The organism is Streptomyces sp. NPDC047971, assembly GCF_040653355.1.
Taxonomy (GTDB): Bacteria; Actinomycetota; Actinomycetes; order Streptomycetales; family Streptomycetaceae; genus Streptomyces.
Window position 1 is genome coordinate 50,194 of sequence record NZ_JBEZNW010000024.1, and the last position, 12,375, is coordinate 62,568.

At 71.5% G+C, this 12,375-nt stretch carries 9 protein-coding genes; 4 read left to right on the forward strand and 5 right to left on the reverse strand.

What is annotated here, in order from left to right; translation table 11 throughout:
- Positions 1 to 74: 74 nt before the first annotated feature.
- From AB0D99_RS22345 to AB0D99_RS22365, 5 genes are all read right to left on the reverse strand, one after another.
- Positions 75 to 938 (reverse strand): carbohydrate ABC transporter permease, encoded by an 864-nt coding sequence (locus tag AB0D99_RS22345; RefSeq protein ID WP_362364780.1) that lies wholly within the window; start codon positions 936 to 938, stop codon positions 75 to 77.
- Positions 935 to 2,296, reverse strand: coding sequence for a sugar ABC transporter permease (locus AB0D99_RS22350; protein ID WP_362364783.1), 1,362 nt, complete (start codon positions 2,294 to 2,296; stop codon positions 935 to 937). The genes AB0D99_RS22345 and AB0D99_RS22350 overlap by 4 nt, the downstream gene beginning before the upstream one ends.
- Positions 2,297 to 2,306: 10 nt before the next feature.
- On the reverse strand, positions 2,307 to 3,629 hold the full coding sequence (locus tag AB0D99_RS22355; protein WP_362364786.1) for an ABC transporter substrate-binding protein: 1,323 nt from the start codon (positions 3,627 to 3,629) through the stop codon (positions 2,307 to 2,309).
- Entirely contained in the window at positions 3,626 to 5,281 is a 1,656-nt protein-coding gene (locus tag AB0D99_RS22360; protein WP_362364789.1) for a glycoside hydrolase family 13 protein, read from the reverse strand. Before AB0D99_RS22360 ends, AB0D99_RS22355 begins: the two co-directional genes overlap by 4 nt.
- Positions 5,282 to 5,515: 234 nt before the next feature.
- On the reverse strand, positions 5,516 to 6,790 hold the full coding sequence (locus AB0D99_RS22365) for an ABC transporter substrate-binding protein (protein ID WP_362364792.1): 1,275 nt from the start codon (positions 6,788 to 6,790) through the stop codon (positions 5,516 to 5,518).
- A 123-nt stretch (positions 6,791 to 6,913) separates the two neighbouring features.
- Between AB0D99_RS22365 and AB0D99_RS22370 the strand changes: the two genes are divergently transcribed.
- The 4 genes from AB0D99_RS22370 (at position 6,914) to AB0D99_RS22385 (ending at position 12,371) form a co-directional block, all read left to right on the forward strand.
- Positions 6,914 to 7,429 carry a PadR family transcriptional regulator gene (locus AB0D99_RS22370; RefSeq protein WP_362364795.1) on the forward strand — a complete coding sequence of 172 codons (516 nt, stop codon included), beginning with the start codon at positions 6,914 to 6,916 and terminating at the stop codon, positions 7,427 to 7,429.
- Positions 7,426 to 8,181, forward strand: coding sequence for an ABC transporter ATP-binding protein (locus tag AB0D99_RS22375; RefSeq protein WP_362364798.1), 756 nt, complete (start codon positions 7,426 to 7,428; stop codon positions 8,179 to 8,181). The genes AB0D99_RS22370 and AB0D99_RS22375 overlap by 4 nt, the downstream gene beginning before the upstream one ends.
- A gap of 3 nt (positions 8,182 to 8,184) precedes the next feature.
- Entirely contained in the window at positions 8,185 to 10,497 is a 2,313-nt protein-coding gene (locus AB0D99_RS22380; RefSeq protein WP_362364801.1) for an FtsX-like permease family protein, read from the forward strand.
- Positions 10,498 to 10,889: 392 nt separating this feature from the next.
- Positions 10,890 to 12,371: a cytosine permease gene (locus AB0D99_RS22385; protein WP_362364804.1), complete on the forward strand. Its 1,482-nt coding sequence runs from the start codon at positions 10,890 to 10,892 to the stop codon at positions 12,369 to 12,371.
- Positions 12,372 to 12,375 lie beyond the last annotated feature (4 nt).

Below are 12,375 nucleotides of genomic sequence, written 5' to 3' on the forward strand. Positions count from 1 at the left end.
GACCCGCCCCACGGCCGCCGACCGCCGCCCAAGGGCAGGGCCGTGGCCGCGGGGCGAGCCACCGGCAGGGCCGGTCACTTCACCGAACCCGCCATCACCCCCTGCACGAAGTGACGCTGGAAGGCGAAGAAGACCACCACCGGTACGACGAGGGAGAGGAACGCCCCCGGGGCCAGTACGTCGATGTTGCTGCCGAACTGCCGTACCTGGGACTGAAGCTCCACCGTCAGCGGCTGCGAGGAACTGTCGGCGAAGAGCAGCGCCACCAGCATGTCGTTCCACACCCAGAGGAACTGGAAGATCGCCAGGCTGGCGATCGCCGGGCGGCCCACCGGCAGCACCAGCCGCGTGAAGATCCGCCACTCGCCGCCCCCGTCCATCCGCGCCGCCTCCAGCATCTCGCGCGGGATGTCGGCGAAGTAGTTGCGGAGCAGGAACACGGCGAAGGGCAGCCCGTAGGCGACATGGAAGAGCACCACGCCCGGGATCGTGCCGAACAGCCCCAGCTGTCCGAAGAGCTTCGCCACCGGCAGCAGCCCCACCTGCACCGGGACCACGAGCAGCGCCACCACGCCCAGGAAGATCCAGTCCCGGCCGGGGAACTCCAGCCAGGCGAAGGCGTATCCGGCGAGCGCCGCGATCACGACGACCAGGACGGTCGTCGGCACCGAGATCAGGACGGTGTTCCAGAAGGCGCGGGTGATGCCCGTATTGCCCAGCAGGGCGGTGTAGTTGTCCAGGGAGAGCCGGCCGGGGCCGGCCAGCGCCGTCCACCAGCCGCTCGACGCGTTGTCGCTCGCCGAGCGCAGCGAGGACAGCAGCAGTCCGGCGACCGGCGTCACCCAGATCAGGCCGACCACCGCCAGGAACGCCTGCACCAGTCCGTTGCCCAGCCAGCGGCGCAACCGGCCGCCCGGCATCGTCGCGGTCGCACTCATGACTGACTCCTGCGGAAGCGGCGGACGTTGAACACCATCGCGGGGATCACGAGGAGCAGGAGCAGCACGCCGAGCGCGCTGCCGAGGCCCTGGTCGTTGCCGCCGCCGAAGGACACCAGCCACATCTGGGTGGCCAGGACAGTGGCGTCCTCCTGTACGGGCCCCGGCGCGATGATGTAGATCAGGTCGAAGACCTTCATCACATTGATCACCAGCGTCACGAAGACGACGGTCAGTACCGGCGCGAGCAGGGGGACGGTGATCCGGCGGAAGACCTGCCACTCGTTCGCCCCGTCCATCCGCGCCGCCTCCAGCGCGTCACGCGGCAGGGACGACAGCCCGGCGCCGATGAGCACCATCGCGAAGCCCGTCCAGATCCACAGGTACGCGCCGATGATGGCCGGCGTGACCAGGGCCGGGCCGAGCCAGGAGACCCCCTCGTAGGGCGGAGCGAAGTTCTCCGCGGGCAGCCGGACCGTGTAGGAGCCGGTCGCGAGGCCTGCGAGCCGGAACGACCCGTCGGCCGCCGTGGTCGCGGTGGCGACCGTCCTCCCGTCGCGGACGGCCTCCACCGTCATGCCGGGCAGTCCCCGTTCCGCGGTGTCGATCACGCCAGGCCGCCCACCGCCGCCGGGCGTGAAGTCCAGGTACACGGCGCCCGTCACGTCCGTCGGACCGGCCTTGCCGGCTGCGGCGGGCTCGGCGTCGGCGGGCACGTCCTTGGGCGGGACTCCGACGAGGCCGAGGGTGACGCTCCGTCCGGGGGAGACCGCGTCGACCGTCCCGTACGAGCCGTCCGGCCGCTCGACGAGTCCCTGACCGTCGCGGGCTCGTGCCGTCGGATACGAGGAGGCGTCCTGGAACACGTCGTGCACGCCGACCGCGGCCGCGTTCAGCACGCCCTTGTCGGGGTCCTCCTCGTAGGCGAGGCGGAAGATGATGCCCGCCGCCAGGAAGGACACGGCCATCGGCATGAAGAGCAGCAGCTTGAACGCGGTCGCCCAGCGCACCTTCTCCACCAGTACCGCGAGGATCAGGCCCAGACCGGTCAGCAGTGTCGGAGCGACGACCACCCAGATGGCGCTGTTGCGGATGGCGGTCAGGGTGGCCGGGTCGCGGAAGATCTCGGCGTAGTTGTCCCCGGCGACGAACCGCGTGCCGCTCGCGTCGAAGAGGCTGCGGCCCACGGAGAACAGCACGGGGTAGACGACCAGGGCGCCGAGCAGGAGCAGCGCCGGCAGGACGAACGCGACGGCGACGGTCCGCCGACGGCGCCGGGCCCGGTCCCGAGGGCTGTTGCCGCCATGGCCCTTCGCGGCGTCGACCCGGGGCGGTGGGGGAGCGGTGGCTGTGGTCATGACGCCCGCCTCAGCCCTTGTACGCCTTGGCCGCCGCGCCCTCCAGCGCCGCGGCCGTGGCGGCCGGGTTCGACGGGTCGCGCAGGAAGTCCTGGAGGATCTTCCACTCGCCCACGCCCTTGGTGCCGCCGAACGCCGCGGGAGCCTGGTCCGACATGTCGAAGCGCACCGAATCGCCCGCGTCTATCAGCGACTTGGCCGTCTCGCGCAGCGTGTCGTCGCCGTAGGAGGCGAGGTCGACCTTCTTGTTGGGCGACAGGAAGCCGCCCGCCCCGGCCCACACGGCGGCGGCCTCCGGCGTCGCGAGGTACTCCAGGAACGCCGTCGCGGCCTCCTGGTTCTTGCCGTCCTTGAGGACGACGGCCGCGTCACCGCCGCTGACGACCGGCGCGGCGCCGCCCGCGACCGCCGGGAAGGGGAAGAAGGTGGCGTCCTCGCCGATCTTCCTGCCGAACTGGTCCTTGGCGACACCCGCGACGAAGTCGCCTTCGTACACCATGCCGGCCTCGGGCTTCGGGCCGAAGACCTTCTCGACGGAGCCCGGGAAGTCGGTGCCGAGCGCGCCCTTCTGACCGCCCGCGATCAGCTTCTCGTCGGAGAAGAGCGATCCGAGGGTCGTCAGCGCCTTCACCACCGTCGGGTCGGTCCACTTGATCTCGTGCTTGGCGAGCCGGTCGTACTTCTCGGGACCGGCCTGGGAGAGATAGATGTTCTCGAACCAGTCGGTGAGCGTCCAGCCGTCCTCGCCGGCGACCGCGAAGGCCGGCAGGCCCGAGTCGGAGATCGCCTGCCCGCTCCTGAGCATCTCCTCGTACGTCTTCGGAGGCTTCACCCCCGCCTGGTCGAACGCCTCAGGGCTGTACCAGACGGTCGACTTGTGGGCGGCCTTGAAGTACAGGCCGTACAGGGTGCCGTCGACGGAGCCGTAGTTCTTCCACACCGGCGCGTAGTTGGCGTCGACGGACTTCTTCGTGGTCTCCGACAGCGGCTTGAGCCAGTTCTGCCGCGCGAACTGCTGGAGCACACCGACCTGGGGAACCATCACCACGTCGGGGGCGTTGCCCCCCTCGATCTTGCTGCCGACCACGGTGGAGACGTTGTCGCCGGTGGAGACGAACCGGGTCTTGGCGCCGGTCTTCTCGGTGAAGGCGTCCAGCACCTTCTGGAAGTTCTTCTGCTCGGCGCCCGACCAGACTCCCGCCACATCGAGGGTCTGGCCGGACAGCTGCTTGTCGCCGCCACCGGCACTCACCGGGCCGCCGCCGCATGCCGTGGCGCCGAGCGCCAGGGCGAGTGCGGAGCAGCAGGCCGTCGTCATCCGTCGCATGGTCATCGCAGTTCCTCCAGGGTGGTGTCGTCACAGATCCACCAGGCGGCGGTGGATCCGGGCAGTGCGCCGGTCGGGCACGGTCCGCTGGCCAGCAGCGGGGCGCCGGAGACCGGGGCGGGCACCGGAGCGGTGCCGAAGTTGACGGCGCAGACGAGCCCGTCGCCGCGCAGGAAGGCCAGCACGCCCGGAGGCGAGTCCAGCCAGCGCAGGGTCCCCTCGCCCAGCTGCGGCAGCCCGTGCCGTAGCTGGAGGCCCTCGCGGTACAGGTGCCAGAACGACCGGGTGTCGGCCTGAGCCCGGTCCGTGGCGTGATCGGCGAACCAGCCGGGCTGGGGCAGCCACGGCCTGGCGCTCTCCGCACCCGTGCTGAAGCCGAACGGGGAGGCGTGCCCCGACCACGGCAGGGGCACGCGGCAACCGTCGCGGATCCGGGCGCGGCTTCCGGTGCGCCGGAAGATCGGGTCGGTGAGCACCTCGTCCGGCAGGTCGTCCACCTCCGGCAGGCCCAGTTCCTCGCCCTGGTAGATGTAGGCGGCGCCGGGCAGGGCCAGCATCAGCAGCGCGGCGGCGCGCGCCCGGGCGGCGCCGAGCCCACTGCCTCCGGTGCCGGACTCGCCGTACCGCGTCACCGTGCGCACCTGGTCGTGGTTGTTGAGCACCCAGGTGACGGTGGAGCCGGTGCCCGCGATGTCGTGCATCGCCTCGTCGATCACCTTGCGGAAGGCGTCGGCGTCCCAGGGCGCGCCCAGCAGGTCGAAGAAGAACGCCTGGTGCAGCTCGTCGGGCCGGACGTACCGGGCGTGCTCGCGGGCGGTCGGCACCGACACCTCGCCGACCAGAAGGCGCTCGCGTCCGTCCAGGGCCGTGTACTCCTCGCACACGGACCGCCAGTGGCGCCAGACGTCGTGCACCTCGGGCTGGTTCCAGGCGAGCGGGTTGACCGAGTCGCGGGTGCGGGCGTCGGCCTCCGGGTCGGGGGAGTCCGGCAGGTCGGGGTGTTTGAAGAGGCCCGCCGCCACGTCGATGCGGAAGCCGTCGACGCCCCGGTCCAGCCAGAAGCGCAGCGCGTGGTCGAAGTGGGCCCCGACCTCGGGGTTGCGCCAGTTCAGGTCCGGCTGCTCGGGGGTGAACATGTGCAGGTACCACTGGCCGGGGGTGCCGTCGGGCTCGGTGACCCGGCTCCAGGCGGGGCCGCCGAACATGGCGTGCCAGTTGTTGGGCGGCAGGTCGCCGTCGGGGCCGCGTCCCTCGGCGAAGTGGAAGCGGGCACGGGCTTCGCCGCCGGGGTCGTCGCCCAGTGCCTCGCGGAACCAGGCATGCTCGCTGGAGCAGTGGTTGGGGACGATGTCCAGCAGCACCTTGATGCCCAGTCGGTGCGCGTCGGCGACCAGCAGACCGAACTCGGCGAGATCGCCGAAGACGGGGTCCACGTCGCAGTAGTCGGCGACGTCGTACCCGTGGTCGTGCTGGGGCGACGGGTAGAAGGGGCTCAGCCAGATGCCGTCGACCCCGAGCTTCTTCAGGTACGGCAGGCCGGCGCGGACACCGGCGAGGTCGCCGATCCCGTCGCCGGTGCTGTCGAGGAAGCTGCGGACGTACACCTGGTAGATCACCGCGTCGCGCCACCAGTGACGGTGGCTTGGGGCTGTGTGCATCACCCGTTGACCTGTGTTTCTGCGTGAAGGGTGCGCGCCACCCAGATCGGGTAGCCGTTATGCATACATGTTAAGTAGGCGTGACGAGAGGGTGTCAATGAAGCTGCCGCAGAACGCTGCTCGTTGGGGTGGAACATCCGGGTTTGTCCGGGAAATCAGAGCGCCCCAGTCCACATGGTGATACCTAACAGGTAAGTAGGCGCCCTGAGGGGTGACGAGATGATCGGAAAGGCGTCAGCGGCGACGTGCGATGGCCGCGAGCTCGTCCGCGAGCCGACGCACCGCCGCCTCGGGCGTCTGGTGCTGCGCCATGGCGTCGTGCGCCACCGCCTGCACCGCGAGGCTCACCTGCTCGTAGTGCGGGCTCTTGGGGCGCGGTGCGGCGGCCAGCACGCTCGCCCGCAGCGCGGGCAGGTACGGGAAGCGGGCCACCAGCGCCGGATCCTCGTACAGCGCGGCCCGCACCGGCGGCAGGGCGCCCTCGCTCAGAACCCGGCGCTGCACCCGCTCGCTCGTGAGGTACGCGATCAGATCGCGCGCCGACTCAGGGTGCCGGGCATGGCTGCTCACGGCCAGATTGGAACCGCCCAGCACACTCGCGCCCGGCCCTCCGGGGCCCGGCAGCGGCACCGCGCCGAACTTCCCCGCCACCCTCGACTGGGCGCCGGAGGCGCCGGCGTACGCGTACGGCCAGTTGCGCAGGAAGAGCAGCCGGCCGTCCTGGAACGCCTGCCGGGACTCCTCTTCCTTGTACGTCAGGGCTTCCCGAGGTATCCAGCCGTCCCGCACACCGCCGGCGAGGAACCCCAGCCCCGCGCGGGCGGCCGCCGAATCGACCGTGACGCGCTCGCCCTCGTCACCGAGGACCGTCCCGCCCGCCGAGTACACCGCCTCGGCGGCGTTGACCGTCAGCCCCTCGTACGGCAGGAACTGCCCCGCGTACCCGCCGAGGCCGTACTCCGGGGCGATGGTGCGGGCCTGGCGCTCCAGCTCCGCCCACGTCCGCGGCGGGCGCTGCCCCTCGCGGTCGAGCACGTCCTTGCGGTAGAAGAGCATCCCGGCGTTCGTCACGTACGGGACCGCGTACAGCCGCCCGTCGTAGGTCGCGGTGTCCACCACCGGCGGCAGGAAGCTCCCCAACGGGAACCGGTCCCTCTCCAGCGGCGCGATCCACCCCGCCGCTGCGAACTCCGACGTCCACGCGACATCGATGTTGAGCAGGTCGAACCTGCCCTCGCCCGACCTCAGATCCGTGATCATCTGGGCCCGGGTCTCGTCGGCCGAATCCGGCAGCTCGACCAGTGTCACCTTCTCGGCCGGATGCGCGCGGTTCCAGCCGTCCAGGACCGAACCGAGGTAGCCGGTGAGGTCACCGGCGGTGGCCAGCGTCATCGGGCCGCGCCCGCCCTCGCGTTCCCCGCTTCCCGAGGGGGTTCCGGAGGTCAGGTAACCCGTCAGTACGATCGCGAGAGCGAGGAACCCCCTACCCGCGGCCCGCATCCACCGCATAGGTTCCTCCCAGAGCGCCGCGCCGTACACCTTCGTCCAGCAACAGGGCATGTATACCCGTTAGGCATGGGCGATACTAGAGCCCACATCACAGCGGGAGCACGCCAAGGGAGGACAGTACGGGTGCGTCATCCCCTCCTCGCCCTCCTGGCCAGGGGCCCCGCCCACGGCTACGAGCTCAAGCAGGACCTTGAGCAACTGCTGGGCGCCGCGTACCCTCCCACCAACGTCGGGCAGATCTACGTCACGCTCGGCCGCCTGGAGAAGTCCGGGCTGATCGAGGGCGAGGAGATCGCCCAGGAGAGCCGCCCCAACAAGAAGATCTACCGCCTCACCGACGCCGGGCAGGAAGCACTGCGCGCCTGGTTCGACGAGACGGCGGACGAGCCGCGCGTACGGGACGAGTTCTTCATGAAACTCGCCCTCGCCCCGCGCACCGGTCTCGCCGACCAGATCGCCCTCATCAACAAGCAGCGACGCGAATACCTCACCACCATGCGCAATCTGTCCAAACTGGCCGCCGCCGAAGACCGGGACAACCGCATAGCCCACCTGCTGATCGAAGGCGCCATGCTGCACCTCCAGGCCGACCTCGACTGGCTGGAGCGCTGCCAGGAGGAGCTGGAGGAGCTGCAATGACGGACCCCGCCACCCCCGTGCCGCTGCTGCAGACGGAACACCTCGTCAAGACCCACTCCAGCGAGGGGGCGCCCGTCCACGCCGTGCGCGGCGTCGACCTGACCGTGCGGCGAGGAGAATTCGTCGCCGTCACCGGCCCCTCCGGCGCCGGCAAGTCCACCCTGCTCCATCTGCTCGGCGGCCTCCAGCGCCCCGACAGCGGCTCGCTGCGACTCGACGGCGAGAGCACCGACGGCTGGTCCGAGGCCCGCTGGGCGGTGGAACGGCGCCGCCGCATCGGCATCGTCTTCCAGTTCTTCAACCTCGTCTCCAACCTCACCGTCGCCGACAACGTCGAACTGCCCGCCCTGCTGGCCGGCACCTCCGCCAAGCAGGCCCGCGCCGAGCGCGAGAAGCTCCTCGCCGAACTGGGCCTGGAGAACAAGGCCCGCAGCATGCCCGGCGAACTGTCCGGCGGCGAACAGCAGCGCGTCGCCCTCGCCCGCGCCCTGGTCAACCAGCCACGACTGCTCCTCGCCGACGAACCCGCCGGCAGCCTCGACAGCAAGGGCACCCGTGAGGTGATGCGGCAGCTCGCCCGCTTCCACCGCCAGGGACAGACCATCGTGCTCGTCACCCACGACGCACGACTCGCCAGCGCCGCGGACCGCGTGATCAGCTTCTTCGACGGCCGGATAGCCGACGACGTCGACCTGGACGGAACGCCGCCACGCGGCACCGGCCTCGCCGGCGTCCTGGAACTGAAGGACTGACCCGTGCGGGCCATGCTGCGCTGGGCGCACGCCGATCTGCGCACCCACCGGGGCGAGGCCCTGTTCCTGATCGCCGCCACCTCCGGAATCGTCGGCGCGCTGCTCCTGGCCTCGGCGCTCTTCGGCTACGCCACCAACCCCTGGCAGCGGGTCTTCACCCAGTCCCACGGCGCCCACGTGTGGATCCACACCGGCCCCGCCGCCGACCCCCGCGCCCTCGCGGGCCTCGACGGCGTCGAGCGGCTCTCGGGCCCCTCCCGCACCGCCTCGGACACCCTCGTCTCCCGGGGCGCCCGCGCAGGCGTGGAACTGCGCGCCACCGGCACGGAACCCCCGGCCACCGGCAGGCCCGTACTGACGGCGGGCCGCTGGCTCGACGACGCCGTCCCCGACGGAGCCGTCCTGGAATCCGGCCTCGCCCGGGCGCTGTGGGCCGAACCCGGCGACCGCCTGACCTTCCCGAACGGCCGCACCCTGACCGTCCTCGGCGTCGCTGACACCGCGGAGCCCCGCTACCGCCCCGGTGAACGCCCCGGCACCGTCTGGGCCCTGCCCGGCGCCGTACCGGACGAACGCCCCGGCGGCCAGGTGGTCGGACTGCGCCTCACCGACCCGGACGACACCGACTACGCCGTCCAACGCGCCGTCACCACGCTCGGCGCCGGCGCCGTCACCGACGTCACCACCTGGCAGCAGGCACGCGCCGAGGCGCAAGGCGACACCAAGCTGCTCGGTCAGGTCCTCGGGCTCTTCGGAATCGGCGCGCTGATCGCGGCCGCCCTCGCGGTGTTCGGCGCCATCAGCACCCGAGTGCGCGGCCACCTGCGCGACATCTCCGTCCTCAAGGCCATCGGCTTCACACCCGGCCAGGTGGTACGGGTCTTCCTCGTCCAGCACCTCGCCTTCGCCGTACTCGGCGCGACCCTCGCCACCGCCGCTGTCCGGACCCTCGGCGACCTGCTGCCCGGCCGGCTGGGCGACGCCGTCGGCGTATGGCAGGGGCTCGAGGGTCACACGGCGACGCTGCTCGCGGTGCCCGTCGCGGCGGTGCTCTTCATCGGAGCCGCCACCTGCCTCGCGGCGTGGCGGGCCGGACGCGTGGAGCCCGTACCCGTCGTCCCCGCCGCGGCCCCGGGCCGGGGACCCGCCCGGACGGCCTCCGGGGGAGGACTCTCCCGCGCCGCCCGCCACGCGCTCGCACTGCGCCTGTCACCCACCTTCGTCCTCGGTTGGCACCGGGCCTTCGGGAGAGGCCGGCGCGCCCCGGCCACCATCGTCCGCCTCGCCCTTCCGCTGCTGCTGATCACCGTGGCGCTCAGCGCATGGACCACCATCGAACGCTTCGACAGCAGGCCGGAGCGGCTCGGCCACGCCGCCGCGCTCACCGCCCGCCCCGACGCGACGCTCACCGACCGCGAGGCCGCCGCGCTCTGGGAAGCCGACGGCCGGATCACCGCCGCCCACCCCGGTCTGGAGGTCGCCGCACTGGTCCCCGGCCAGACCGGCACCATCGCCCTGCGCGGTCTCGGCACCAGGGACGAGCCCTACCCGTACACGATCGCCGAGGGACGCCCCGCCCACGGCCCCGACGAGGCCGTCGCGGGACAGGGGCTGCTCGACCTCCTGGACGCGCGCGTCGGCGACTGGGTCCGGGTCACGGTCGGCGGCCACCCGCAGGTCCTGCACCTCGTCGGGCGCAGCATCGAACCCGAGAACGGCGGCAGGGTGATCTCCACCTCGCTCGACACCCTCCGCGAGAACGACCCCACCCTGAGCCCCACCCTCTACCAGCTCCGCCTCGAAACCGGCGCCGACCCGCGTGCCGTCCGCGCCGAACTCGCCGACGCCTCCGGTGGTCACCTGGACGTCCACGAGGTGACCACCCCCGCCGACCGGCTCTCCGCCCTGCGCGGCGTCGTGGTCGGCCTGATCGCCGTCCTCGCCCTGATCGGTCTGACGGAACTCTCCACCGCCATCGGCGGCAGCATCCGCGACGGCGAACGGGACCTGCTGGCGCTGAAGGCGATGGGTCTCTCCCCACGCCAGATCACCGCCGTCACCGTGACGGCGATCGGCTGCACCGCGCTCGCCGCCGCCCTCGCCGCGACGGCCCTCGGTGTTCCCTTCGCCCGCTGGCTGATCGACCACGAGGGCCGCACGACGGGCATCGGAGCGGGCATCGCCCAGACCCTGCCCGCCGGACACCTCGTGGCCATGTGCGCGGCGGCCGTCGTCGGCGCCATCGCCCTCACGGCCCTCCCCGCGTCCCGCGCGGCCCGCCGCCGCCTGGCGGACACCCTGAGCGCGGTGGGCTGACACCCGCTCAGAGGTGCGGTCGCGGCACGCCGCGGTGAGCGGCCGGGGCGCTGGTGAGCCCGGACCGCGCGCCGTAACCGCCCGGCAGGGCCGAAGTCGCGAGGGCAGCCGTCGTCCGCCGCAGCCACGACCAGCGCCGTCGCCCGTGAACGACCCGTCAGAGACGGGTCGTGGAAGAGGGGTTCCCTCCCCGTCGGTCGGGACGGCGCAACGGTCGGTCCGACGTCCCTGGTGGCGCAGCCCCGAGCAGGCGCGATGCCACATGGTGAAATTATTCATTCAACATCTTGATGTCTGTCTACCCCTATGCCAGATTCGGCGCAGCACCACCTGGGTCAGCGGCGGCGGGGCAACCCGACACGCCGGAATCGCTGTGGGGAGAGGTCATCGACATGCCGGTCCAACATGCCCCTGGGGAACGACTCGCGATGGAACGACGCACCATCGAGGTCATCCCCGACGCGGAGCGGCATGGCACGCCGCGCAGTCAGTTCACTCTGTGGTTCGGCGCGAACATGCAGATCACCGCGATCGTCGACGGCGCGCTCGCCGTCGTCTTCGGTGCCGACGCGCTCTGGGCGATACCCGCTCTGCTGATCGGCAACGTGCTCGGTGGCATCGTGATGGCACTGCACTCCGCGCAGGGGCCGCGGCTCGGCGTACCGCAGATGATCTCCAGCCGCGCCCAGTTCGGTGTGTACGGGGCGATCCTTCCCCTGCTGCTGGTCATCCTCATGTACCTGGGCTTCGCCGCGACCGGCAGCGTGCTGGCGGGGCAGGCCGTCTCCGAGATGCTGCACATCGACAACGCGAGCATCGGCATCCTCGTCTTCGGCGCGCTGACCGCCGTCGTCGCCGTCACCGGCTACCGGCTCATCCACATCGCCGGCCGCGTCGCGACCGTGGTGGGCGTGCTGGGGCTCGGCTACCTCCTGGTGCGGCTGCTCACCCAGTACGACGTCGGCGCGCACGTCGGCACCAAGGGCTTCGAGACGGCGACGTTCCTGCTCGCCGTCGGACTCGGCGCCGGATGGCAGCTGACCTTCGGCCCGTACGTCGCCGACTACTCGCGCTACCTGCCGCGCGACACCAGCACCCGCGCGACGTTCTGGTCGACGTTCGCCGGTTCCGTCATCGGCTCCCAGTGGGCCATGACGCTCGGCGCCCTCACGGCGGCCGTGGCAGGCGAGGCGTTCCTGCCCGACCAGGTCGGCTTCCTCGGCGAGCTGGCCGGACCGGCGTCACTCGCGTTCCTCATCTACCTGGTGATCGTGGTCGGCAAGCTGACCGTCAACTGCCTCAACGCGTACGGCGGCTTCATGTCGATCCTGACCACCGTGACCTCGTTCGACGGCCGCTCGCGCGTCTCGGCCACCGCACGCGCCGCCTACATCGTCGGCTTCATCGCGGTGTCGATGGTGATCGCCCTGGCCGCGAGCGAGGACTTCCTCACCAACTTCAAGAACTTCGTGCTCCTGCTCCTGATGGTGTTCACCCCCTGGAGCGCGATCAACCTGGTCGACTACTACCTGGTCTCGCGCGAGCGCGTCGACATCCCCGCGCTGTACGACCCGGAAGGGCGCTACGGACGCTGGAACGTCACCGCGCTGACCTGCTACGTCGTCGGCGTCGTCGTGCAGATCCCGTTCCTGGCCACGAAGATGTACACCGGCGCGATCACGAAGAAGCTCGACGGCGCCGACATCTCCTGGATCGTCGGACTGCTGGTCACCTCGGTGCTGTACGGGCTGTGGGCGCGACGCACCGCCAACCCGCCCGCCGAGACCGTCCACCCGACGGCGGTCGAGGCCGAGTACGGCGACCTGCCGACGGCACCCGTCGGCTCGCCGTCACCGAGCAGGGCGCACGACTGACTCC

What these genes read in the sequence shown, in the direction of transcription:
- AB0D99_RS22365 (WP_362364792.1), bottom strand. Translation starts at nt 6,790, where the DNA reads ATGCGGTGGATGCGGGCCGCGGGTAGGGGGTTCCTCGCTCTCGCGATC.
- AB0D99_RS22360 (WP_362364789.1), bottom strand. Translation starts at nt 5,281, where the DNA reads ATGCACACAGCCCCAAGCCACCGTCACTGGTGGCGCGACGCGGTGATC.
- AB0D99_RS22345 (WP_362364780.1), bottom strand. Translation starts at nt 938, where the DNA reads ATGAGTGCGACCGCGACGATGCCGGGCGGCCGGTTGCGCCGCTGGCTG.
- AB0D99_RS22375 (WP_362364798.1), top strand. Translation starts at nt 7,426, where the DNA reads ATGACGGACCCCGCCACCCCCGTGCCGCTGCTGCAGACGGAACACCTC.
- AB0D99_RS22350 (WP_362364783.1), bottom strand. Translation starts at nt 2,296, where the DNA reads ATGACCACAGCCACCGCTCCCCCACCGCCCCGGGTCGACGCCGCGAAG.
- AB0D99_RS22385 (WP_362364804.1), top strand. Translation starts at nt 10,890, where the DNA reads ATGCCGGTCCAACATGCCCCTGGGGAACGACTCGCGATGGAACGACGC.
- AB0D99_RS22355 (WP_362364786.1), bottom strand. Translation starts at nt 3,629, where the DNA reads ATGACCATGCGACGGATGACGACGGCCTGCTGCTCCGCACTCGCCCTG.